Origin of the sequence: Pantoea sp. sgz302252 (genome assembly GCF_047713085.1) — a bacterium.
Taxonomy (GTDB): Bacteria; Pseudomonadota; Gammaproteobacteria; order Enterobacterales; family Enterobacteriaceae; genus Scandinavium.
The window spans coordinates 99,870-124,469 of record NZ_JBLFJW010000005.1; the positions used below are offsets into that span (position 1 = coordinate 99,870).

Here is a 24,600-nt window from a genome sequence, read left to right on the forward strand (position 1 = left end):
AGTTTGTTAATGATGAGGTCCGTGAATGCCCCGCAGCACCTGGTTACATGCCGTATTTATCTTGTTGTTCGCCCTCTGGGCACCGTTAAGTCAGGCCGACACCGGATGGCAACCGATACAAGAGACCATCCGCAAAAGCGAAAAAGATCCACGTCAGTATCAGGCTATCAAGCTGGATAATGGCATGGTGGTGCTGTTGGTGTCTGATCCGCAGGCCGTAAAATCCCTGTCCGCGTTGGTGGTTCCTGTCGGTTCACTTGAAGATCCGGATACCCATCCAGGACTGGCCCATTTTCTGGAACACATGACCCTGATGGGGTCCAAAAAATATCCGCAGCCTGACAGCCTTGCCGAGTATTTAAAAATGCACGGCGGGAGCCACAACGCCAGTACTGCGCCGTATCGCACCGCGTTCTATCTCGAAGTCGAAAATGATGCGCTGGAAGGGGCTGTCGACAGGCTTGCGGATGCCATTGCCGAACCGCTGCTTGATAAAAAATATGCAGACCGCGAGCGTAACGCCGTCAATTCTGAGCTGACGATGGCCCGTAGCCGTGACGGTATGCGTATGGCGCAAGTGAGCGCGGAAACCATCAACCCGAAGCATCCGGGCGCGCGCTTCTCTGGCGGTAATCTTGAAACCCTGAGCGACAAACCGGGTAGCCCGGTGCTGGACGCGCTGCTGGCGTTTCGCGATAAATACTACTCAGCCAACCTGATGAAAGCGGTGATTTACAGCAATAAACCGTTGCCGGAACTGGCGAAAATGGCTGCTGCAACCTGGGGACGTGTACCGGATAAGAACATAACCCGTCCGGAAATTACCGTGCCTGTTGTCACTGATGCTCAGAAAGGCATCATCATTCACTACGTGCCAGCGGTACCGCGCAAAGTCCTGCGCGTTGAATTCCGTATCGACAACAACACCGATCAATTCCGCAGTAAAACTGACGAACTGGTGACCTACCTGATTGGCAATCGTAGCCCGGGAACGCTGTCCGACTGGCTGCAGCAGCAAGGGCTGGTTGAAGGTATTCGCGCGGATTCCGATCCGGTGGTGAACGGCAACAGCGGCGTGCTGGCGATCTCCGCGACCTTAACGGATAAAGGCCTTGCGCACCGTGATCAGGTCGTTGCGGCGATCTTCAGCTATCTGAACCTGATGCGTGAAAAAGGCATCGACAAAACCTATTTCGATGAGCTGGCGCATGTGCTGGATCTGGATTTCCGCTATCCGTCGATCAACCGCGATATGGACTACGTCGAATGGCTGGCTGACACCATGATCCGTGTGCCGGTTGAGCACACGCTGGATGCAGTCAATATTGCCGATCACTACGATGCCCAAGCGATCCACGATCGTCTGGCGATGATGACGCCGCAGAATGCGCGTGTCTGGTACATCAGCCCGAATGAACCGCATAACAAAACAGCTTACTTTGTCGATGCGCCGTATCAGGTCGATAAAATTGACGACAAAACGTTTGCTCAGTGGCAGCAGGAAGCCGGGAAAATTGCCCTGCAACTGCCGACGCTCAACCCTTATATTCCGGATGATTTCTCGCTGATTAAAGCGGAAAAAGTCACCGAGAAGCCACAGCTTATCGTGGATGAACCTCAGTTGCGTGTGGTGTATACCCCAAGCCGTTATTTCGCCAGTGAGCCGAAAGCGGATGTCACTCTCGTGCTGCGTAACCCGCATGCGATGGACAGCGCTCGTAATCAGGTGATGTTTGCCCTCAACGATTATCTGGCGGGGATTGCACTGGACCAACTGAGTAACCAGGCTGCGGTCGGTGGTATCAGCTTCTCGACGGGGGCTAATAATGGCCTGATGGTCAACGCGAACGGCTATACCCAACGTTTACCGCAGCTGTTTGACGCGCTGCTTCAGGGATATTTCAGCTACCAGCCAACCGAAGAGCAGCTGGAGCAGGCGAAATCCTGGTACACGCAAATGATGGATTCTGCTGAGAAAGGCAAAGCCTTTGACCAGGCCATCATGCCCATTCAGATGCTTTCTCAGGTGCCGTATTTCCAGCGTGAAGAACGCCGGGCACTGCTGCCATCCATCACGCTTAAAGATGTGCTGGCCTGGCGAGACAGTTTAAAAACGGGGGCTCGCCCGGAATTCATGGTTGTCGGTAACATGACGGCCGATCAGTCCATCAAACTTGCACGTGAAGTGCAGAAGCAACTGAATGCACACGGTACCGAATGGTGTCGCAACAAAGATGTGGTCGTGGATAAAAAGCAAAACGCCCTCTTTGAGAAAGCAGGCAGCAGCAGTGATTCTGCACTGGCAGCGGTGTTTGCGCCGCCAAATGCCGACGAGTTCAGCAGTTCCGCAGCCAGCGCCATGCTGGGGCAAATCGTTCAACCGTGGTTCTACAATCAACTGCGTACGGAAGAACAGCTTGGCTATGCCGTGTTTGCTTTCCCGATGAGCATCGGGCGTCAGTGGGGCATGGGCTTCCTGCTGCAAAGTAACGACAAGCAGCCAGATTTTCTGTGGAAGCGCTTTAAAGCCTTCTTCCCCACGGCGGAAGCCAAATTGCGCGCAATGAAGCCGGAAGAGTTCGCTCAAATTCAGCAGGCGGTGATCACCCAAATGCTGCAGCCGCCGCAAACGTTAGGTGATGAAGCTTCGAAGCTCAGCAAAGATTTCGATCGCGGTAATATGCAGTTTGATTCACGTGATAAAGTAGTGGCTCAGATTAAACTGCTGACGCCGCAAAAACTTGCCGATTTCTTCCATCAGACGGTGGTGGAGCCGCAGGGTATGACGGTCCTTTCACAGGTCTCCGGAAGCCAGAACGGGAAAGCCGGGTACGTGCACCCGAAAGGCTGGAAAGTGTGGAAGAGCGTCAGCGCGTTGCAGCAAACCATGCCGCTGATGAGAGAGAATGAATGACCGAGACCGCCGAGTCCTTAAATCCCCTGCGCTTACCGCTTATTGGTGAGCGCCTGATTGAAGCCTCTGCGGGCACCGGAAAAACCTACACCATCGCCGCACTTTATTTGCGGCTGTTGCTCGGACTGGGCGGCGAGGCCGCCTTTGTCCGTCCTGTGAATGTTGAAGAGTTGCTGGTGGTAACGTTCACCGAGGCCGCTACCAAAGAATTGCGCGGCCGTATCCGCAGCAACATTCACGAACTGCGCATCGCCTGTCTGCGAAACAGCACCGACAATCCTCTCTATGCCAGCCTTCTTGACGAAATTCCTGACTGCGAACAAGCTGCCGAAGTCTTGCTGCTTGCCGAGCGGCAGATGGACGAGGCGGCGGTGTTTACCATTCACGGTTTCTGTCAGCGCATGCTGAGCCTCAATGCGTTTGAGTCTGGCATGCTGTTTGAACAGCAACTGATCGAAGATGAATCGCGCTTACGTTTCCAGGCCTGTGCCGATTTCTGGCGTCGCCATTGCTATCCTCTGCCTCGCGAAGTGGCTGAAGCCGTTCATGCCAGTTGGAAAGGGCCGCAGGATCTGCTCAAAGCTATCGATCGCTACCTTCAGGGTGAAGCGCCACAGCTGAAAACCCCGCCTTCCGATGAAACGCTGATTGCCCGTCACCAGCAAATAGTTGAACAGATCGCCGGGATCAAAGCCCAGTGGCTGGCGGCTGTGAGTGAAATTGGCGATCTGCTGGAGAATTCCGATCTCGATCGTCGCAAGTTCAATCGCGGCAATCAGGGAAAATGGATCGACAAAATTAGCGCGTGGGCCAGTGAAGAACAGACCGGCTACCAGCTGCCGGATTCGCTGGAGAAATTTGCTCAATCGTTCCTGTATTCGCGCACCAAAGAGGGGGGAACGCCGCCGGTACATCCGCTCTTTTCAACCATTGAAGATCTTCTGGCTGCGCCTCCCTCGCTCAATGATTTGGTTATCTCCCGCGCGATGATTGAAATTCGTGAGGCTGTGGCGAGAGAGAAACGTCGCCGCGGCGAACTCGGTTTTGACGACATGCTGAGCCGTCTGGATGAAGCGCTGCAAAGCGAAAGCGGGGAGGCATTAGCTGCCGCTATCCGGCAACGTTTTCCGGTGGCGATGATCGACGAATTTCAGGACACCGACCCACAGCAGTACCGCATTTTTCGCCGTATCTGGCGCCAACAGGCAGACACCGCATTATTGCTCATTGGTGACCCAAAACAGGCCATTTATGCCTTCCGCGGCGCAGATATTTTTACCTACATGCGTGCCCGTGGCGATGTCTCAGCGCACTACACGCTGGATACCAACTGGCGCTCAGCGCCGGGCGTTGTCGAGAGCGTTAACCAATTATTCAGCACGACCGACAATCCTTTCATGTTCCGGGATATCCCCTTTTTGCCGGTAAAATCCGCCCCGAAAAATCAGGGACTGCGGTTCGAGCTAAAAGGCGAAAATCAACCGGCCATGAGCTTCTGGCTGATGCCTGGTGCCAATATTGGCGCGGGGGATTATCAAAGTTTTATGGCGCAACTTTGCGCCGGGCAAATTCGGGACTGGCTCAGCGCCGGGCAGCGTGGTGAAGCCTTGCTGTGGCGGGGTGATAAGTCGCGTCCGGTTCAGGCATCGGACATTACCGTGCTGGTGCGTAACCGCCAGGAAGCGGCTCAGGTGCGTGATGCACTGAACGTACTTGGCATTCCTTCCGTGTATTTATCCAACCGCGACAGCGTGTTCGAAACGCCGGAAGCACAGGAATTACTGTGGCTGCTGCAGGCCGTGCTAACGCCAGAGCGTGAGACCAGTTTGCGCAGTGCACTGGCCAGTTCGCTGTTTGGTCTGAATGCCCAGGACATTGAAAAACTCAATCTGGATGAAGTGGCGTGGGATGAACTGGTGGAAGAGTTCAGCCGTTATCGTCAGCTCTGGCAACAGCGCGGCGTCATGGCGATGCTGCGTGCGTTGATGGCCGCCAGACACATCGCCGAAAATCTGCTGGCGACGCAGGGGGGTGAACGTCGTCTGACCGACATTTTGCACCTCAGCGAACTGTTACAGGAAGCGGCGGGCCAACTGGAAAGTGAACATGCGCTTATGCGCTGGCTGGCACAGCAAATCGGTGACCCTGACAGCGGGTCTTCCAGTCAGCAGATGCGTCTGGAAAGCGACAAGCATCTGGTGCAGATCGTCACCGTGCATAAATCGAAAGGGCTGGAATATTCGCTGGTCTGGCTGCCGTTTATTGCACGTTATCGCAAACAGGATCAGGCGTTTTATCACGACAGACAGTCCTTCGCAGCGGTGCTGGATTTGCATAACGCCGAAGAGAGTCTGGAGCTGGCCGAGGCCGAACGCCTGGCGGAAGATCTACGCCTGCTGTACGTCGCCCTGACGCGTGCTATCTGGCATTGCAGCCTTGGCATTGCCCCGCTCAGCCCTCGACGCAGTGACAAAGCAACGGACACTGAACTGCATCACAGCGCGATTGGACGTCTGGTGCAAAAAAGTGAAGCTAAAGATGCCGCTGGGCTTGAAGCCTGCCTGCGTGAGCTCTGCAATGAACATGTTTCGCTGGAGATCCCGGCGTTGCCTGCTGCCGAGCGCTGGCAGCCCATTGCGCCAGAGATGCCGGAATTGCAGGCCAAAGAGATGCAAAGGCGCATCGTTGATGACTGGCGCGTCACCAGTTATTCCGGCTTGCAGCAGCGTGGGCACAGTGCCGCGCAGGATTTGCTCCCACGCCTTGATATTGATGCCGCCGGTGTCACCGATGTGCCTGAAGAGCCTGAGCTGACGCCGCATACCTTCCCGCGCGGAGCCTCGCCGGGAACGTTTTTGCACAGCCTGTTTGAAGAGATTGATTTTACGCAGCCGGTATCAGAAGCCTGGATGCAGGAGCAACTGGAGCGCAATGGCTTTGATGCTCACTGGACTCCTGTGCTAACGCAATGGCTGGCGACCGTGTTGCAAACACCGCTAGCGGGGCCGGGCATATCGCTCAGCCAGTTAACGGCGCGCGACAAACAGGTCGAAATGGAATTCTATTTACCGATTGAACAACTGCTGGTGCCGCAGGCGCTGGACGCGCTGATTCGCCAGCATGACTCGCTTTCTGCACCTTGTCCGCCGCTAGAATTCCGCCAGGTGAGCGGCATGCTGAAGGGCTTCATCGATTTGGTTTTCCGTCATGACGGGCGTTACTACCTGCTCGATTACAAATCAAACTGGCTGGGTGAAAACAGCGAAGCCTACACCCAGGCCGCGATGGCTCAGGCGATGCAGTCTCATCGCTACGACCTGCAATATCAGCTTTATAGCCTTGCGCTGCACCGTTATCTGCGCCATCGCCTTGCCAATTACGATTACGACAGCCATTTTGGCGGCGTTATCTATCTGTTTTTGCGTGGCGTTGACGGAGGGGAAAGCGGGCAAGGCGTATTCTCGACTCGTCCAACACGAGAACTGATCGACGGTCTGGATGCGCTCTTTTCCGGCGTGTCACAGGAGGTGATGTCATGACGATGGAAACGTTGCTGCTGGAGGCCGCTCAGCAAAAACTGCTGCGTCCGCTCGACGTCCAGTTTGCGTTGATGGTGGCGCAGAATGACCATCCTGCCGTTTTGCTGGCTGCCGCGCTGCTGAGCCGTGATGCCGGGGAAGGGCACGTCTGTTTGCCGCTTTCACGCTTTCATGAAGATGAACAAGCGAGTGGACGTGCTCAGGCGTTATGGCGGCAGCTCTTTGCTCTGGCTGAACCAGTGAGCGAAATCGAATCGCGATTGCAGGCCTCGCCTGCCGTGAGTGATGGCTCTGATGCCACGCCGCTGGTGTTGAGTGAAGGGCGGCTGTACCTCAATCGCATGTGGAACAATGAATTAACGATTGCCCGCTTCTTCACGCAGTCTGAGCCCGGTTCTGTTGGCGATCACGTTCAGCTAAAGAATGCGCTGGCCGCGCTTTTCCCTGCTTGCGCAGAGACAGACTGGCAGAAAGTGGCCGCCGCTGTGGCGTTAACGCGAAGGATTTCGGTCATTTCTGGTGGCCCTGGCACCGGGAAAACCACTACAGTGGCGAAGTTGTTGGGCGCATTGATTCAGACTAACAGCTTGCCAAAATGCCGTATTCGCCTCGCCGCACCAACCGGTAAGGCTGCCGCTCGGTTAACTGAATCACTGGGTGCAGCGCTGCGTCAGCTGCCGCTCACCGATGAACAGAAAGCGCTTCTGCCTACTGAAGCAGGAACGTTGCATCGCTTGCTTGGAGCCCAGCCAGGTAGCCAGCGCCTGCGCTATCACGCAGGCAATCCCTTGCATCTGGATGTATTGGTTGTGGATGAAGCCTCAATGATTGACTTGCCCATGATGGCGAGACTTATTGCGGCGTTGCCTGCTCATGCAAGAGTCATTTTCCTCGGTGACCGCGATCAGCTAGCGTCCGTAGAAGCTGGCGCGGTGCTGGGTGATATCTGCGCCTGGGTGAATGAAGGCTATACGTCAGAGCGCGCGCAAGAATTGAGCGAGCTGACAGGTTATCCAGTGCCTGCGGGGAGCGGAACACAAGCGGGAGCACTGCGAGACAGCCTGTGCCTGCTGCAAAAAAGTTACCGTTTCGGCAGCCATTCCGGCATCGGTCAGTTAGCCAGAGCCGTGAATAAAGGCGATGCGCAGGCGATGAAAAACGTGTTCGCCCAAGGGTTTTCTGACATTGCTTTAAAGTCGCTGCGCACAACGGCAGACTACGAAATCATGCTTGAAGAAGCCTTCCAGGGCTACGCCGACTATCTGGATCGCTTAAAAGCCAGAGCGGAACCGGCGGACATTCTGGAAGCATTTAGTCATTATCAGGTGCTCTGCGCATTGCGCGAGGGGCCGTACGGTGTCGCGGGGTTGAATGAGCAGCTCGAGCAATTGCTGGCGCGTAAGCGTCGCATTCAGCTCTCACGCCACTCTCGCTGGTATGAAGGTCGTCCGGTGATGATTGCCCGCAACGACAGCGCGCTGGGGCTGTTTAACGGGGATATTGGCATCGCGCTCGACAGAGGAAACGGCCTGCGCGTCTGGTTCCCCATGCCGGATGGCAGTATCAAATCAGTCCAGCCCAGCCGTTTGCCGGAGCACGACACCGCCTGGGTAATGACTGTGCACAAATCTCAGGGGTCTGAATTCAAACATGCGGCGTTGATTTTGCCTTCTCAGCATGTCCCGGTAGTGACCCGAGAGCTGGTGTATACCGCGATAACCCGTGCCAAAGAGCAGTTGTCGATGTATGCCGATGAAACGCTGCTGGCGAAAGCCATTACGGTGAAAACAGAGCGCCGAAGTGGTTTGGCAGCGTTGTTTGCAAGGATGGGGTAACAGCTTGAGCTCAAGAGTGGCTGCAAGAAGTTGCTGATATCTGACCGGGGTATTTTCCAGATGCAGGAACTGGCCTGACGGGCTGATAAATATGCCAGAAGCCTCTTTGACGATATCGACGCCGACGAAAGAATACCCGACCATTTTCATGTCTCCCGGCCTTGTAAGAGACGGGCTTACAGGCCCAGAGGGTGGACAGGTTGTGACATCAGGTCAAACACCGTGACAGTTTACCCGCCTGATGGCGGGTAACTGAAGTGACGTTAAACATATAAGGGGTTACCGCTGCAGCCTTAACTGCTGCAAATTCCCGTCCAGCTGTAAATCCGTCTGCAGTGTCGCCACTTCCCGGCAGATAAACGCCATCTCTTTATGCTCAATCAGCTTCTTACGCCACTTCTCCGGCACGTCATCCAGATGCTCATACAGCGCTTCGAGCGTTGCGAACTGTGATAACAGCTCCGTGGCACTTTTCGGCCCAATGCCTGCTACACCGGGCACTTTCGAGCTGCTGATCCCCGCCAGCCCCCAGTAATCCGGCAATTGTTCTGGTTTTACGCCAAACTCCTGGGCGATAAACGGCGCGTCCAGCCAGCGTTTCTGGAAGTAGTCACGGATGCGAATGGTTGGCGATAGTAGCTGACAATAGCCTTTGTCGGTGGAAACGATAGTGGCCTGATGGCCTGCGCTGGCGACTTTCACCGCGAGGGTGGCCGCGAGATCGTCTGCTTCACTGCCTGTCGACCCCCAGCAAGGCACTCCGCGCTTTTCGAAGACGCTGCGGATGGCATCCATCTCAGCGTGTAAATCATCGGGCATCGGGGAACGTCCGGCTTTGTAATCCGGCAGGCGCTGATGCCGCCAGCCCTGGTTGCGGGCTTCATCATCAAATACCGCCACGGCGTGCGTCGGTTGGCTGTGCACGATGAGCTGTTCGAGTGCGTGCAGGCAGGTGTCAGCGCAGGGGGAACCCTGAACCGCGTGTATACGGCGAATCAGATTGAGTGCATCGACGATAAGCAGATGTACGGCCATGAGTACCCTCCTTGATAGCAAGGCGCTTAGGGTAACATCCGGGGAAAGATGAGGCTATGTGAGCTGCAAAAACGGGAAGATGCCTCGCAAAACGAGGCATCTCAAGGGGCTTAATCGCAGGTGACAATCTTCATCGCCAGGCCACCGCGAGAGGTTTCGCGGTACTTGGCGTTCATGTCCTTGCCGGTTTCGTACATGGTTTCGATAACCTTATCGAGGCACACGCGAGGCTCGCTGGTCCGGCGAATAGCCATCCGTGCGGCGTTCACTGCTTTCACCGATGCAATCGCATTACGTTCGATACAAGGCACCTGAACCTGACCTGCCACTGGATCACAGGTCAGCCCAAGGTTGTGTTCCATGCCGATTTCCGCGGCAATACAAACCTGCGTGGGGCTTCCGCCCAGCAGCTCCGCCAGACCCGCCGCGGCCATCGAGCAAGCAACGCCGACTTCACCCTGGCAGCCCACTTCCGCGCCAGAAATAGAGGCGTTCATTTTGTACAGTGAACCAATCGCACTGGCGACCAGCATGTAGCGAGCCAGTGAGTTCGCGTTCACTTCACGAATGAACTTGTCGTAGTAGGCCAGCACAGCCGGAACAATGCCACAGGCACCGTTGGTTGGCGCAGTCACCACGCGACCACCCGCCGCATTCTCTTCATTCACCGCCAGCGCGAACATGTTAATCCAGTCGACAACAGCCATTGGATCGCTGGTGGTTTTGTCCTGGCTGACCAGCATGCGACGCAGCGCTGCTGCACGGCGAGGGACGCGAAGTTTTCCCGGTAACACGCCTTCCGTGGTGATCCCGCGCTCAATGCCTGATTTCATCACCTCCCATACTGCGGCGAAGTGCTGTTCCAGCTCTTCTTTGCTGTGCAGCGCCAGTTCGTTCTGCATCATCAGGCCGGAAAGGGAAAGCCCTGTTTCCTGGCAGTGACGCTGCAAATCGGCCGCATTTTTATACGGATATGGCACCTCTACCGGCGCGCTGTTGCTCTGGCCGAAATGCGCTTCATCAACGATAAAGCCACCGCCGATGGAGTAATACGTCTGGCTGTAGACCGCTTTCTCACCGTTCAGCGCAGTAATGCGCATGCCGTTTTCATGCAGAGACAGATTGTCGGCATGGAAATTCATGCACCGATCGACAGGAAACTCGACTTCGTGCTGACCGTTCGCCAACAGCAGGCGACCGTGAGTGTTCACGTCCTGGATAAAAGCGGGGATAGCATCGATATCGACGGTATCCGGCAGATTACCCGCCAGACCCATGATAATGGCGATGTCGGTATGGTGGCCTTTCCCGGTCAGAGAAAGTGAGCCGTAGACATCGACCACCACACGGGTGATGTCGTTTAAGATCCCGCGTGCAATCAGGTCGTCCGTGAATTGCTTGCCCGCTTTCATTGGCCCCACGGTGTGTGAGCTGGAAGGACCAATGCCGATTTTGAAAATATCGAATACGCTGATCATGATGCGTCCATTGCTATAAAGAAAAGGGCCGCCCGGAGGGTGGCCCCAGACTGATGACAAACCTCATGCCTGTATGGAACGGGTATATGCCATCTGAGAAAAAACAAGGAAAATCAATTTATTGATTTTCGGCTGATAATCACAAAGAAGGAAAAACCACGCTTTTTCCTTCTTTGTCAGTAAGATCAAGCCGCCGGCAGGCGGCTCGGGGAATTAACCGAACAGGGAGTAGAAAATCGCGGAGATGGCGATGAGGCCCATGATGACCACAAACACGTTGCTGATGTGGCCGCTGTATTTGCGCATCGCAGGGACTTTCTGAATCGCATACATCGGCATCAGGAACAGGATCATCGCGATGATTGGGCCGCCGAGCGTTTCAATCATGCCGAGGATGCTGGGGTTCAGGGTCGCCACAATCCAGGTGGTCACCAGCATGAACACAGCAGTCATCTTGTTCAGACGGCTAACCTCAATGGTTTTACCGCGGCTACGCAGAGATTTAATCACCATCCCGTTGAAACCTTCACGCGCGCCCAGGTAGTGGCCGAGGAAGGATTTGGTGATAGCGATCATCGCGATGATTGGTGCCATCCACGCAATCAGCGGAGCGTTAAAGTGGTTCGCCAGGTAAGACAGGATAGAGATGTTCTGCTCTTTAGCGGACGCCAGGTCTGCCGGAGAGAGGCTCAGCACGCAGCTGAACACGAAGAACATGACGGTCAGCACCATCATGATGTGAGCGAAGGCCAGAATTTTGGAGCACTTCTTCTCGGCATCCTGACCGTACTCTTCACGTTTCGCCACGGCGAAAGAGGAGATGATCGGAGAGTGGTTGAAGGAGAAGACCATGACCGGAATCGCCAGCCACAGGGTCATCCACAGGCCGTTGCCGGTTGCGTTGGCACTGTTCAGAGACAGGGTTTCCAGCACCGCACCGTTCCACTGTGGGATCAGGTAGCAGGCCAGCAGCATCAGGGCCACCACAAACGGGAACACCAGGATGCTCATCGCTTTCACAATCATCTGCTCGCCAAAACGCACGACAGTCATCATGCCGGCAATCAGGATCAGCGACAAAATGGCGCGCGGCGGCGGAGTCATCGCCAACTGGTGAGTCATAAAGCTCTCAACGGTGTTGGTGATTGCCACGCTGTAAACCAACAGAATCGGGTAAATCGCAAAGAAGTAGAGCAGGGTAATCAGTTTACCTGCGCCAATACCGAAGTGCTCTTCCACCACTTCAGTGATGTCTTCGCCCGGATTTTTACCGGACAGCACAAAGCGAGTCAGGCCGCGGTGAGCAAAATAGGTCATCGGGAAAGCAAGGATAGCCATGATGATCAGCGGAATCAGTCCGCCAACCCCGGCGTTGATTGGCAGGAACAGCACGCCTGCGCCAATCGCGGTGCCATAAAGGCCCAGCATCCACATAGTATCCGTCTTACGCCATCCGCTACGGCTTTCTGCCGAAACGAGGGTGCTGGTTTGAGTGGTTTCCATCTGTATCTCCTGGAGGAAGCAAATTGTCAGTTTTTTAGTCAAATACAATGAATAAGTGGCTGACGGTAAAATAAATTCGTGTAAAACGGGCGTTTCTTATGATTTTTACCCGTATCTCTCTGGGGGCGGAAAGATACATTTAACTCATCAATGTATCAGTGATCATGATCGCAAATGCGATAAAACACTTTCATGTCGTGACTTTCCAGACCATCAGGCTGGTTTTTTGTACCAAATTGGGATTTAAGGTCGCGCAGGCTAGCATTGTCAGTGCGGTGAGGGGAGGCTTAAAGCAGATATTATTCGGGTGAAAGTGACGAAAAGAGCAGTTTTATGTGATGTGGCATAATTTTTGTGAATATTTATCGTCTTTATTCAGCGATAAATCGAGGTTTGAGAGGCAAAAGATAAGGACGACCTATAGGCCGCCCTGGGTGTTACGCAGATAACTGCTGATAAATCAGGAACAAATTTCGTAGCAAGGGATGTATGCCGAGCCAGGCAGCTTCATACGGTGCTGCGCCACGAAGCTTTGCAGCAGGTTGTCCATTCTGCGCATCATGTCGCTGTCACCGTGGATTTTATACGGTCCATACTCTTCGATAGCGCGAATGCCCACTTCTTTGACATTCCCGGCCACGATGCCCGAAAACGCGCGGCGCAGGTCGGCGGCTAACACTTCCACGGGCTGATCCGGATACAGCTTCAGGTTCGCCATGTTTTCGTGCGTCGGTTCAAACGGCTGTTGCAGATCGGGCGCGATACGCATCGACCAGTTGAAGCTATACGCATCACCGGTATCACGGCGGTTCTCTTTCACCAGCGGCATCGCTTTCTTCATCTGACGCGCCACTTCTGCGGCGTCGTCTACGATAATGCGATAGTGGCGGCGAGCGGCTTCACCCAGCGTATGGACGATAAAATCATCCAGCACGCGGAAGTAATCGGCGCTCTCTTTCGGGCCGGTGAGGATAAGCGGCAGTACCTGATTTTTATTTGCCGGGTTCATCAGAATGCCCAACAGATAAAGCAGCTCTTCAGCAGTACCGACGCCGCCCGGGAAGATGATTATCCCGTGGGCGATACGGACGAACGCTTCCAGACGCTTTTCGATATCTGGCATGATGATCAATTCGTTCACCAGCGGGTTAGGCGGCTCAGCGGCAATGATGGACGGTTCAGTCATACCGATAAAACGCCCTTCTTTATAACGCTGCTGAGCATGACCGACCGCCGCACCTTTCATCGGCGCTTCCATCGCGCCCGGGCCACAGCCGGTGCAGATGTTCAGTTCACGCAGGCCAAGCTGAGTACCAACGCGACGAGCATACAGATACTCATTTTCATTAATTGAGTGACCGCCCCAGCAGACAACCATGCTCGGCGCTTCCCCAACGTGCAGCGCTCGGGCGTTACGCAGGATGGAGAACACCAGGTTGGTGATGTGGGTTGAACTCTCAAGGTCGAGATTAGGGAAACGGACGGTGTTATGGATTTGCCCGTAAACGAACAGAATATCGCGCAGGACGGCAAACAGGTTGGCCTGCAGAGAGCGAATAATACGCCCATCAACAAAGGCGTCTTCCGGCGGGTTGATCAGTTCCAGTTTTACGCCGCGCTCGCGACGCAGCACGTTAATCTCAAAATTCTCAAAACGGGAAAGCAGCTCTTTACTGTTGTCGGTGAGACTCCCTGAGTTAAGCACTGCCAGTGAACAGTTGCGGAACAACTGATAAAGGTCGCTGCTGGCATTGCTTTTCAGCATATCAACTTCCAACTGCGACAGCATATCCATTGAGCCAAGTGGGCTAATATGTGTAATCAAGTGAACTCCTTACGGGACGAGTATCGTCTTCCCTATTGATTACAATAGCCTTGCCTGCCTGATTTCCACAAGAAAAAGCACGGTCGTTTGCAATGATTTATGTTACTGACGAACCAGTCGCCCGATGGCGGGAACGAAATCGGTGTTGCTGCGCCAGGGGTTGATATCCAGCCCACCGCGGCGGGTGTAGCGAGCGTAAACGCTCAGGCTTTCCGGCTGGCAGAAGCGCTGGATGTCGCTGAAAATGCGCTCCACGCACTGTTCATGGAACTCGTTGTGGTGGCGGAACGAGACCAGATAGCGCAACAGTTTTTCTCTGTCGATTTTCGGTCCGCGGTACTGAATCTGTACGGAGCCCCAATCCGGCTGATGGGTTATCAGGCAGTTTGATTTCAGCAGATGGCTGACCAGCGTTTCTTCTACAATCTTGCCACTGGCTGCATCCTGCAAATAATCGGCGCTAAATTCATAGCTTTCAATTTCAATATCCTGCTCGTCGATGCAGGTGCCGTGGAAATGCGCAATCGGCTGACCTTCAATTTCATCCAGTCGATATAAGGCAACGGTCACTTTACCTTGCGCGCAGGCGCTGAGATCGCGTTCCAGCGTGGAGCGGACGGCTTCCCAATCGGCAAAACGCGTCTGATTGAAGCTGTTGAGATAGAGCTTAAAACTTTTCGACTCCACCAGATTCACGCTGGTATCGCTCAGTTCCACATGGCCGACGGCCACTTGTGGTAAGCCTTTGGCGTTCAGCCACGAGAGTTCGTACAGCGTCCAGATATCGCCGCCGTGAAACGGCAGGGCATCAGCACGCAGACCCAGCGGATCGCGATTCAGGCTACGTGGAACAGGTTGTAGCAGCGTTGCATCGTACACATCACGGTAATCCGTTGATTTACCGAGCGTCAGGCCGGAAAGCGCCTGGTGATTTTCATAAGAGGACATGTTTCACCGTCATAAAGCAGGTAGACTATCAGAATGAGTTTATCCTGGCTGACCTGGAGAGAGAAAGCAGTGGAACCACAAACCGCAGAAGCCCTAGCAGCTTTTACCCAACGTTTTTGTGCGGCATGGCAGCAGCGTGATGGAACACCCGCTCGCAGCGAAGATCTTTACAGCGTGCCATCACCTTGTGTGGTGTCGACCAGCCAGGAGGCTGTTTTTTGGCAACCTCAGCCGTTCAGCCCCGCGTCAACGCTCGAAGCGGTTGAAAGGGCGTTGGACATTGTGGTACAACCCCCGTTGCAAACTTATTATACCACCCAGTTTGCGGGTGATATGCCAGCCAGGTTTGGCGAGCGTCAGTTGACGTTATTGCAAGTCTGGAGCCCGGAAGATTTTCAGCGTGTGCAGGAAAATCTGATTGGTCATTTGGTCACGCAGAAACGCCTTAAATTATCGCCGACGTTGTTCATCGCCACGCTGGACAGCGATCTGGACATTATCTCTGTGTGTAACCTGACGGGCGAAGTGGTTCTTGAAACACTCGGCACCCGTAATCGCACCACTCTTTCTGCCTCCATTGCGAATTTCCTGACTTACCTCGAACCTGTTCTGTAATCCATATGCCTGGGGTTCTTGTGAGAGATCTCTTACACACGTTGTGAGAGATCGCCCCCGTGTAAGACTGATATTGTCGCTCCGTTTGTACATCAATCTTCATAAATCAACGAGTTATATCGAACCTTCGACGGTTTCGTATGAAGATTATCTTAACGTGTTCGCTGTAAGAGTCTTGTAAGACGATGCGGAATAGAGGACTCTATACACGTCGACAGGGAACACGACAACGAAACGAACATCAGGATGATGACGTTTCAGGCGGATACACCAGGACGGTGCGACAAGGAAGGCTTTCAGGATGAAAGCAAAAGGATAGCGTAGGACGCGCAAAGGACACCTCCAGGATGGAGAACGAGAGCCGGTCAGGATGCCCGGTGGATCAGGAAGATCAGGACACGCTTACGGATAAGTCTAATCGCATCGGGGTGGTGCGGGCAGGATGCAATGGTTTACGGATGAACAGGTCAGGAGACCGCAGGAAAAGTTGTCACGGATGAGCAGGGAGCACTAAAAGTAGCTGGATTGCTGCGAAACGAACCGGGAGCACTGTGAAAACAGTGCTCCCTTTTTTTATTTCTCGCCGCACTGGTGGTATTCTCCGCCGCAGATTTTCATTCGATGTTTCTTTCGAGGTTTCCATGACTCATCACGACAGTGTCCGCCAGCGTTTGCAGGCCATTGAAGCGCAGTTACGCGAGCATCAGCATTGGCAGGATCTTCCGCCAGACGCCAGCGTATTTGAAAGCACGCAACCTTTTTGTATGGATACTCTGGAACCGCTGGAGTGGCTGCAATGGGTGTTGATCCCTCGTATGCACCAGCTTCTCGACAGTGAACAGCTGCTTCCGCAAAGCTTCGCCGTGATGCCGTATTACGAGATTGCCCTTGAGGCCAGCCATCCTTTTCGCGCGATTATTCTGCCAGAGCTTGAGCAACTGGATGCGCTGTTTGCAGGCGTTGACGACTGATGCTCGACATCCTCTATCAGGATCAATGGCTGGTCGCCGTCAACAAACCTTCTGGCTGGCTCGTCCATCGCAGCTGGCTGGATCGTGATGAGAAAGTCGTGGTGATGCAGACTGTGCGCGACCAGATTGGTCAGCATGTTTTTACTGTTCATCGTCTTGATCGCCCGACGTCCGGCGTTTTACTGATGGGGCTGTCCAGCGAAGCGGGCCGTTTGCTGTCGCAGCAGTTTGAACAGCACCAGATCCAGAAGCGTTATCACGCCATTGTGCGTGGCTGGCTGATGGAAGAAGCCGTGCTTGATTACCCGCTGGTGGAAGAGCTCGACAAGATTGCCGATAAATTTGCCCGCGAGGATAAAGATCCGCAGCCAGCGGTGACGCAGTATCGCGGGCTTGCCACGGTTGAAATGCCGGTGGCAACCGGGCGTTACCCCACGACGCGCTATGGCCTTGTCGAACTGGAGCCGAAAACCGGCCGCAAGCACCAGCTACGCCGCCATCTTAGTCATCTTCGTCACCCGATCATCGGCGACAGTAAGCATGGCGATCTGCGTCAAAACCGAAGTGCGGCAGAGCATTTTGGCTGCGATCGGTTAATGCTGCATGCAAGCGAACTGCACCTGACGCACCCGTTCACTGGCGAGCCGCTGGTTATCCGCGCCGGGCTGGATGACGTCTGGACGCACGCATTGTCACATTTCGGCTGGCGTGGTCTTCTCCCTGCTGTTGAAAGGGTTGAGTTTCCCTCTGACAACCGTCAGGATGAGATCATAACTGAATGATTCAGGGAGAAAAGTAATGGCAGACGTAGGCATTTTTGTCGGCACCATGTACGGAAACGCACTGTTGGTGGCGGAAGAGGCGCAAACCCTTCTTAGCGCTCATGGTCACAAGGCGCAGGTGTTTGAAGATCCCGAAGTGGGCGACTGGGAAAAATATCAGGGCAGCTATGCGCTGGTCGTCACGTCCACCACGGGCCAGGGCGATTTGCCGGACAGCATTGTGCCGCTGTATCAGGGCATTCAGGATATGTACCAGCCGCATCTGCGCTACGGCATTATCGCGCTTGGCGACAGTACCTATTCCCATTTTTGCGGCGGCGGTAAACGTTTTGACGCGCTGCTGCAGGAACAAGGCGCGCAGCGCATTGGCGAAATGCTGATGATTGATGCCAGCGAAGATCCTGAGCCCGAAACTGTTTCCAACCCTTGGGTTGAACACTGGGCGACGCTGCTCAGCTAGAAGACGTTGCCCTTGCAAGAGGGCAACTCAGACTGCTGACAAAGAAGGAAAAAGCGTGGTTTTTCCTTCTTTGTGGTTATCGCCGAAAATCAATAAATTGATTTTCCTTGTTTTTTTATTCAGTACCCTATGACAAATCTCATTCGTTAGAGGTTTGTCATCACTCTCCGTTGCCCTTGCAAGAGGGCAACTCTGTTTATCCCAGCATCTTCCGCGCTTCGCGGGTCACATTGTCCATCTCATCCAGCAGTTCCAGAAATTCCGGTTCCATCTCCTCCGGAGAAATGCCGTCCCGCAGCTGCCCTTCAATAAGGTGACACAGGTTTTTCAGCCTTGGCACACCGCTGTAGCCGCAGCTCCCGTGAAGCTTATGAATGGCATCGACCAGTTTTTCAGGTTGCTCGCCGACAAGCTGCTCTTCCACTTTGTTGCGCACTTCAGGCAGGAAGGCAATCAGCATCTGCAACATATCGCGAGCAAGATCCGGCTTATTGGCTGCCTGACGTAACGCCAGTGACCAATCCAGCGTGGTATTGATATTGACCGGTGGCTGCGGTTCGGGGGTCTCCATCAACGGGGCGCTCATGCCGGGTTGATAGCGATGCAACAGATTACGCAGCTTGCTCTCTTCAATCGGTTTCGCCAGGTAGTCATTCATCCCGGCGCTCAGCAATTTCTCTTTTTGCCCCGCCATGGCGTGGGCTGTCACGGCAATCACCGGCGTCTGCTGCTGGTGAGGCAACTGACGAATCAGCTCGCAGGCGCGAATGCCGTCCATATCCGGCATCTGAATGTCCATCAGGATCAGATCGAACTGTTGCTGTTTTGCCTGTTCGATGGCGGCCTGGCCGCTGTCACACAGCTCGACGTTCTGAACCTGATCCTCCAGCAAAGCGCCTATTAGTTTCAGATTGGCAGGATTGTCGTCAACGGCCATGACCGTCATACCCAGACGATGATCGCTGCTTTCCCGGGAGACCGGCAGGTGATTGCTGCGACAATATTCGGTTAACGCCGGGAGCAAACGCGTAGACGTCAGCGGCTTGAGCAGACAGCCAGCAGCGCCGTTTTGCTTGAGCTCTTCAGCATTCACCTGCGCGTGGCAAGGCAGCGCCAGCAGCAGGAAGTCCGTCATGGTGCGTGCGCGTGCCAGTTTGTCTGAATGAATGTTCAAATCGCGCATTGAGACGGGAACGGCGATCAGCAGAATGTCGTAGTGATCGTCAGGTAAGGCCGAAAACGTCGGGCTGTAGACCACTTCCAGCGGTGTGGTTGCCAGTAAATCCATGGTGCATTGCGCCGCCGTGGCGTTGGCTTCCACGTAGGCCAGGCGTTTACCGGCCAGGCTCGTGGTCATTGGGCCTTCGGAGACCACATTCTGGTTCAAATCCAGATTGATGTAGAACCAGAAGGTCGAGCCGCGATTTGGCTGGCTGTGGAAGGAGATATCCCCACCCATCTCTTTGACCAGCTTCTGGGTGATAACGAGCCCCAACCCGGTGCCGCCGTGACGGCGTGAAATGCTGGCATCCGCCTGCCGGAAAGCCTGGAACAGCCGCGACTGATCCTGTTCCGGAATGCCAATTCCGGTATCGCGGATTTGCACTTCAATCTGCACTTTGTTGTTGCTCAAAGAGCGTTTTTCGACCAGCACGTCAATGTTGCCGTGCTCGGTAAACTTGATGGCGTTGCCGACCAGGTTGGTGATCACCTGTTGCAGACGCAGAGGATCGCCAATTACGTTGTCCGGCACGTCATTTTTAATGTTCAGCGTGAGCTCAAGCCCTTTGTCATGGGCGGAATGCGCCAGCAGCGTGACGACTTCATCAAGCGAATTGCGCAGTGGGAAAGGAATGCTTTCCAGAATCAGCTTGCCTGCTTCCAGCTTCGAGAAGTCCAGTACATCGTTAATGATGGTCAGCAGATTATTTGCTGAACGCTCAATGGTGTTGAGGTGATCGCGCTGGGTGGAATTGAGATCGGTTTTCAGCGTCAGCCGCGTAAAGCCAATCACGCCATTGAGCGGCGTGCGCAGCTCGTGTGACATGTTGGCAAGGAACTCTGATTTAATACGCGCGGCTTCCTGTGCGCGTTTCTTGGCGAGATCCAACTCGACGTTCTGGATTTCCATCTGTTCAAGCGTTTCACGCAGGTCAGACGTGGCCTGATCGACGTTGTGCTGCATCTCTTCGTGATAGGCCGCGAGCGACATCGCCATCGAGTTAATGCCGTTTTTCAGCATATCGAGTTCGCCGAGCATAAAGCCTTCCACGCGGCTATCAAGCTGCCCGCGTCGAATTCTGTCGACGGTATTCACCATGTTGCGAATCGGCCCGGTGACATCCCGCATCAGACGCCAACCGAAGATGAGCGCGATGCCGATGCAGAACAGCATCATCACGCTGGAGATAAAAATCTCTTTGTATTGCTGGAGCCGAACAGATTTGAGATCCAGCTCCAGCGCCACGTAACCCAACATATTGACCGGCGTTTTGGCTTCAGACGTGGGTGATTCATCCGGCGAATAGCTTTCAGAGATAATGGGTGTGCGTAAGATCATCAAATCGCCGCTGCGAATGACGCTCAATCGGCGTGGTAGTGGGGCATCTTTCGGCAGTTGGAGCTCGCTGGGGTCGAGATGATAGTTGGAGGTCACGAACAGCCGGTTATGCTCGTCGTACACCGAAATGGCCCGCACGATGTCAGAATGGCGGCGGTGCAGGACGCTTATCAGCTGACCGATTGACTCACGGTTTTGTAAGTTCATGCCATATTCACTGGAGACCGCAAGCGGTTCAATGATGCTGGCACCGGCGTCTTCCAGTTGGCTCTGCAGGTCGTGATAGCGGTGAACGACAAAGAAGATGCTGAGCAGCAAACCGATGAGGACGGTCGGGGCCAGAATCAGGATCATCATGCGCGCACGCAGGCTGTAGTTGGTCATGGAGGTCCGTTATGGGAGAATCAGGGTTAACACTCTACGTTTGAGAAAACTCTCTACAATGGCGCAATTCTACTCTGCAAAACGCCGCGTGACGACGCGCGAGATCATAACCGTGACGGTAAGCGACCTTGACCCTTTTGGCCAGGGGGTCGCGCGTCATCACGGTAAAACGCTTTTTATCAACGGCTTGCTGCCGGATGAGCGCGCTGAAATTAAGATTACAGAAGATAAAAAACAGTATGCTCGCGGGCAGGTAAAACGGCGTCTGAGCGACAGTTCTGAGCGTGAAAAGCCGCGTTGCCCCCATTTTGGTGTGTGCGGGGGCTGTCAGCAGCAGCATGTGAGCGTTGCTCTTCAGCAGCGCAGCAAGCAGGCGGCACTGGCCCGTTTGATGAAGCACGAAGTGGATGACGTGCTCTCGGCATCGCCTTGGGGCTACCGTCGTCGCGCTCGTCTTAGCTTGAATTATCAGCCAAAGACCCAACACTTGCAGATGGGGTTTCGTAAGGCTGGCTCCAACGATATCGTTGAGGTCACGCAATGCCCCGTTTTGGTGCCCACTCTTGAAGCATTCATTCCGGCCGTGCGTGATTGCCTGGCTTCGCTGAAAGGGGCTCGCCATTTGGGGCATGTGGAACTGGTGCAAGCGGATAATGGCCCGTTGATGGTATTACGCCACACCGCGCCGCTTTCTGCCGCCGATAAAGTAAAACTGGAACAGTTTTCGCATACTCACCAGCTTGCGCTGTGGCTGGCACCGCAAAGTGAAACGATTGAACAGGTTAGCGGCGAAGCGCCCTGCTATCACTCAGACGGGCTACGCTTAACATTCAGTCCGCGGGATTTTATTCAGGTCAATGACGGCGTGAATCAGCTGATGGTCGACACCGCGCTGGCGTGGCTTGACGTGCAGCCAGGCGATCGCGTGTTGGATTTGTTTTGCGGCATGGGCAATTTCACGCTGCCACTGGCGAAGCGGGCGGCAAGCGTAGTTGGCGTGGAAGGCGTGCCAGCGCTGGTCGAGAAGGGCCAACAGAATGCGACACTCAATGATTTACCCAATGTGACATTCTTTCATGAAAATCTGGAAGAAGATGTCACGTTGCAGGCCTGGGCAAAAAACGGGTTTGACAAAATTTTACTCGATCCTGCCAGAGCGGGCGCACCGGGTGTGATGCAACATGTCGTAAAATTGGCCCCGCAGCGGGTAGTGTATGTATCCTGTAACCCGGCAACGCTGGCGCGCGACAGCGAGGTGTTGTTGGCCGCAGGCTATCAAATTCAGCGTCTGGCAATGCTGGACATGTTCCCGCACACTGGGCACCTGGAGTCGATGGTGCTGTTTGAGCACAAATAATGAATCAAGGCTTGTCGACTTCGACAGGCCCGGTCCCTAAAGGAGAGGACAATGGTTGCGGTACGCAGTGCACATCTTAATAAAGCTGGAGAGTTTGATCCGGTCAAATGGATAGCAAGCCTGGGCATTTCCAGCCAGCCGTCGTGTGAGCGCTTAACCGGGACATGGACATATTGTCGCGAACAAACTCTCAACCATCCTGAGGCGGATATCGTGCTGTGGCGCGGTGTCGAGATGGTTGAAATTCTCTCCATGCTGAATATGGATATCGATTCACTCCGTGCCGCGCTGCTGTACCCGCTGGTGGTCAGCGAAGTGGTGACCGAAGAAAAGCTGGAAGAGACCTTTGGCAAATCGGTGGTGACGCTGATCCACGGCGTGCGGGATATGGCGGCGATCCGCCAGCTGAAAGCAACCCACACGGATTCGGTGTCGTCAGAGCAGGTGGATAACGTTCGCCGGATGCTGCTGGCGATGGTCGATGATTTCCGCTGCGTGGTTATCAAGCTCGCTGAGCGTATTGCCCATCTGCGCGAAGTGAAGGACGCGCCGGAGGACGAACGCGTCCTGGCGGCGAAAGAATGTACCAATATCTACGCGCCGTTGGCGAACCGTCTGGGCATCGGTCAGCTTAAATGGGAGCTGGAAGATTACTGCTTCCGCTACCTGCATCCGGCGGAATATAAGCGTATCGCTAAATTGCTTCACGAGCGCCGCATCGACCGTGAACACTACATCGACGAATTCGTCGGTACGCTGCGTGCCTCGATCAAAGAAGAGGGCGTTAAAGCCGAGGTTTACGGGCGTCCGAAGCACATCTACAGCATCTGGCGCAAAATGCAGAAAAAGCATCTGGCGTTTGATGAGCTGTTCGACGTGCGCGCCGTGCGTATTGTTGCTGAGCGCTTGCAGGACTGCTACGCCGCGCTTGGTATCGTCCACACCCATTTCCGCCATCTGCCGGATGAATTTGACGATTACGTCGCCAACCCGAAACCGAACGGCTATCAGTCGATTCACACCGTGGTGTTAGGCCCGGGTGGCAAAACGGTTGAAATCCAGATTCGTACGCGTCAGATGCACGAAGAGTCTGAACTGGGCGTCGCGGCGCACTGGAAATACAAAGAAGGTTCCGCATCTGGCGGCAGCCGTGGTCATGAAGACCGCATTGCGTGGCTGCGTAAGCTGATTGCCTGGCAGGAAGAGATGGCCGATTCGGGCGAAATGCTCGACGAAGTTCGCAGCCAGGTGTTTGACGATCGCGTCTACGTGTTTACGCCAAAAGGCGATGTGGTGGATTTACCCGCGGGCTCCACGCCGCTCGACTTTGCCTACCACATTCACAGTGATGTGGGGCACCGTTGCATCGGGGCGAAAATTGGTGGTCGCATCGTGCCGTTCACCTACCAGCTGCAAATGGGCGATCAGATAGAGATCATCACTCAGAAACAGCCAAACCCAAGCCGCGACTGGCTGAACCCGAACCTGGGTTACGTGACGACCAGCCGTGGACGCTCGAAGATCCACGCCTGGTTCCGTAAACAGGATCGTGACAAAAATATTCTCGCCGGGCGTCAGATCCTCGACGACGAGCTGGCTCATCTCGGGATCAGCCTGAAGGAAGCCGAAAAGCATCTGCTGCCGCGCTACAACTTCAACGAAATGGAAGAGCTGCTGGCAGCGATTGGCGGGGGCGATATCCGTCTCAACCAGATGGTTAACTTCCTGCAAGCGCAGTTCAACAAGCCGAGCGCAGCGGAGCAGGATGCCGCAGCGCTGAAACAGTTGCAGCAGAAATCCTACAACCCCCAGCAAAACCGGAAGAAAGATGACGGTCGCGTGGTGGTGGAAGGCGTGGGCAATCTGATGCATCACATCGCGCGTTGCTGCCAGCCAATCCCTGGCGATGAGATTGTTGGATTCATCACTCAGGGCCGCGGCATTTCTGTGCACCGCGCGGACTGTGATCAGCTGGTGGAACTGCAATCTCATGCGCCTGAACGTATTGTTGATGCGGTATGGGGCGAAAGCTATTCCGCAGGCTATTCGCTGGTGGTACGTGTTCAGGCCAACGACCGCAGCGGCTTGCTGCGCGATATCACCACCATTCTCGCCAACGAGAAAGTGAACGTGCTGGGCGTAGCCAGCCGCAGCGACACCAAACAGCAGCTTGCTACCATCGACATGACCATCGAAATCTACAACCTGCAGGTGCTGGGCCGCGTGCTTGGCAAACTGAACCAGGTCCCCGATGTGATTGACGCTCGTCGTTTGCACGGCGGGTAATCATTCAAAGGCCACTGTCTTGTTTGCGGTGGCCTCTCGCAGTGTCGGGCACATTTCCGAATTTTTATCTGATAACTCAAATTTGTATTCTTAAACGAGTAAACTCTC

Annotated in this window: 15 protein-coding genes; 9 read left to right on the forward strand and 6 right to left on the reverse strand. The window is 54.6% G+C overall.

Annotation, left to right across the window (positions count from 1 at the left end; genetic code table 11):
• The first annotated feature begins 25 nt into the window (after window positions 1-25).
• From ptrA to recD, 3 genes are read left to right on the forward strand one after another with little or no spacing between them, the layout of a single operon-like run.
• On the forward strand, window positions 26-2,914 hold the full coding sequence (ptrA, locus tag ACLW56_RS05680) for a pitrilysin (protein WP_330982833.1): 2,889 nt from the start codon (window positions 26-28) through the stop codon (window positions 2,912-2,914).
• The gene (gene recB / locus ACLW56_RS05685; protein WP_330982834.1) at window positions 2,911-6,453 is read left to right on the forward strand and encodes an exodeoxyribonuclease V subunit beta; all 3,543 of its coding nucleotides are present in this window, start codon (window positions 2,911-2,913) and stop codon (window positions 6,451-6,453) included. Before ptrA ends, recB begins: the two co-directional genes overlap by 4 nt.
• Window positions 6,450-8,288: an exodeoxyribonuclease V subunit alpha gene (gene recD / locus ACLW56_RS05690; RefSeq protein WP_330982835.1), complete on the forward strand. Its 1,839-nt coding sequence runs from the start codon at window positions 6,450-6,452 to the stop codon at window positions 8,286-8,288. The genes recB and recD overlap by 4 nt, the downstream gene beginning before the upstream one ends.
• A 279-nt stretch (window positions 8,289-8,567) precedes the next feature.
• Here the strand turns inward: recD and xni are convergent, their stop codons facing one another.
• The 5 genes from xni to queF all read right to left on the reverse strand — a co-directional run bounded on the left by xni (window position 8,568) and on the right by queF (window position 15,077).
• Window positions 8,568-9,323, reverse strand: a complete 756-nt coding sequence (gene xni, locus ACLW56_RS05695; protein WP_330982836.1) for a flap endonuclease Xni — start codon at window positions 9,321-9,323, stop codon at window positions 8,568-8,570.
• Between the two features lie 110 nt (window positions 9,324-9,433).
• A complete protein-coding gene (locus ACLW56_RS05700) occupies window positions 9,434-10,801 on the reverse strand; it encodes an L-serine ammonia-lyase (protein WP_330982837.1) in 1,368 nt (455 codons plus the stop codon).
• Between the two features lie 213 nt (window positions 10,802-11,014).
• Window positions 11,015-12,304 carry an HAAAP family serine/threonine permease gene (locus ACLW56_RS05705; protein ID WP_330982838.1) on the reverse strand — a complete coding sequence of 430 codons (1,290 nt, stop codon included), beginning with the start codon at window positions 12,302-12,304 and terminating at the stop codon, window positions 11,015-11,017.
• Window positions 12,305-12,764: 460 nt separating this feature from the next.
• On the reverse strand, window positions 12,765-14,129 hold the full coding sequence (gene ppnN / locus ACLW56_RS05710; RefSeq protein WP_330982839.1) for a nucleotide 5'-monophosphate nucleosidase PpnN: 1,365 nt from the start codon (window positions 14,127-14,129) through the stop codon (window positions 12,765-12,767).
• Window positions 14,130-14,231: 102 nt separating this feature from the next.
• On the reverse strand, window positions 14,232-15,077 hold the full coding sequence (gene queF, locus ACLW56_RS05715; RefSeq protein WP_330982840.1) for an NADPH-dependent 7-cyano-7-deazaguanine reductase QueF: 846 nt from the start codon (window positions 15,075-15,077) through the stop codon (window positions 14,232-14,234).
• Window positions 15,078-15,146: 69 nt separating this feature from the next.
• Here queF and syd point away from each other — a divergent pair, with 69 nt between their 5' ends.
• The 4 genes from syd (at window position 15,147) to ACLW56_RS05735 (ending at window position 17,905) form a co-directional block, all read left to right on the forward strand.
• Entirely contained in the window at window positions 15,147-15,692 is a 546-nt protein-coding gene (syd, locus tag ACLW56_RS05720) for a SecY-interacting protein (protein ID WP_330982911.1), read from the forward strand.
• A 641-nt stretch (window positions 15,693-16,333) separates the two neighbouring features.
• Window positions 16,334-16,663, forward strand: coding sequence for a YqcC family protein (locus ACLW56_RS05725; protein ID WP_330982841.1), 330 nt, complete (start codon window positions 16,334-16,336; stop codon window positions 16,661-16,663).
• Complete coding sequence (gene truC, locus ACLW56_RS05730) at window positions 16,663-17,445, forward strand: tRNA pseudouridine(65) synthase TruC (RefSeq protein ID WP_330982842.1); 783 nt, start codon at window positions 16,663-16,665, stop codon at window positions 17,443-17,445. Before ACLW56_RS05725 ends, truC begins: the two co-directional genes overlap by 1 nt.
• A 16-nt stretch (window positions 17,446-17,461) precedes the next feature.
• A complete protein-coding gene (locus ACLW56_RS05735; RefSeq protein WP_330982843.1) occupies window positions 17,462-17,905 on the forward strand; it encodes a flavodoxin in 444 nt (147 codons plus the stop codon).
• A gap of 196 nt (window positions 17,906-18,101) precedes the next feature.
• On the opposite strand, the gene barA is transcribed toward ACLW56_RS05735, so the two are convergent.
• The gene (gene barA / locus ACLW56_RS05740; RefSeq protein WP_330982844.1) at window positions 18,102-20,849 is read right to left on the reverse strand and encodes a two-component sensor histidine kinase BarA; all 2,748 of its coding nucleotides are present in this window, start codon (window positions 20,847-20,849) and stop codon (window positions 18,102-18,104) included.
• Between the two features lie 58 nt (window positions 20,850-20,907).
• On the opposite strand from barA, the gene rlmD reads away from it, so the two are divergent.
• Window positions 20,908-22,206: a 23S rRNA (uracil(1939)-C(5))-methyltransferase RlmD gene (gene rlmD / locus ACLW56_RS05745; protein WP_330982845.1), complete on the forward strand. Its 1,299-nt coding sequence runs from the start codon at window positions 20,908-20,910 to the stop codon at window positions 22,204-22,206.
• Between the two features lie 51 nt (window positions 22,207-22,257).
• Window positions 22,258-24,492: a GTP diphosphokinase gene (gene relA, locus ACLW56_RS05750; RefSeq protein ID WP_330982846.1), complete on the forward strand. Its 2,235-nt coding sequence runs from the start codon at window positions 22,258-22,260 to the stop codon at window positions 24,490-24,492.
• Window positions 24,493-24,600 lie beyond the last annotated feature (108 nt).

Coding starts and splice junctions, on each gene's coding strand:
- ptrA (WP_330982833.1), top strand. CDS start 26: ATGCCCCGCAGCACCTGGTTACATGCCGTATTTATCTTGTTGTTCGCC.
- recB (WP_330982834.1), top strand. CDS start 2,911: ATGACCGAGACCGCCGAGTCCTTAAATCCCCTGCGCTTACCGCTTATT.
- recD (WP_330982835.1), top strand. CDS start 6,450: ATGACGATGGAAACGTTGCTGCTGGAGGCCGCTCAGCAAAAACTGCTG.
- xni (WP_330982836.1), bottom strand. CDS start 9,323: ATGGCCGTACATCTGCTTATCGTCGATGCACTCAATCTGATTCGCCGT.
- ACLW56_RS05700 (WP_330982837.1), bottom strand. CDS start 10,801: ATGATCAGCGTATTCGATATTTTCAAAATCGGCATTGGTCCTTCCAGC.
- ACLW56_RS05705 (WP_330982838.1), bottom strand. CDS start 12,304: ATGGAAACCACTCAAACCAGCACCCTCGTTTCGGCAGAAAGCCGTAGC.
- queF (WP_330982840.1), bottom strand. CDS start 15,077: ATGTCCTCTTATGAAAATCACCAGGCGCTTTCCGGCCTGACGCTCGGT.
- ACLW56_RS05725 (WP_330982841.1), top strand. CDS start 16,334: ATGACTCATCACGACAGTGTCCGCCAGCGTTTGCAGGCCATTGAAGCG.
- truC (WP_330982842.1), top strand. CDS start 16,663: ATGCTCGACATCCTCTATCAGGATCAATGGCTGGTCGCCGTCAACAAA.
- ACLW56_RS05735 (WP_330982843.1), top strand. CDS start 17,462: ATGGCAGACGTAGGCATTTTTGTCGGCACCATGTACGGAAACGCACTG.
- barA (WP_330982844.1), bottom strand. CDS start 20,849: ATGACCAACTACAGCCTGCGTGCGCGCATGATGATCCTGATTCTGGCC.
- rlmD (WP_330982845.1), top strand. CDS start 20,908: ATGGCGCAATTCTACTCTGCAAAACGCCGCGTGACGACGCGCGAGATC.
- relA (WP_330982846.1), top strand. CDS start 22,258: ATGGTTGCGGTACGCAGTGCACATCTTAATAAAGCTGGAGAGTTTGAT.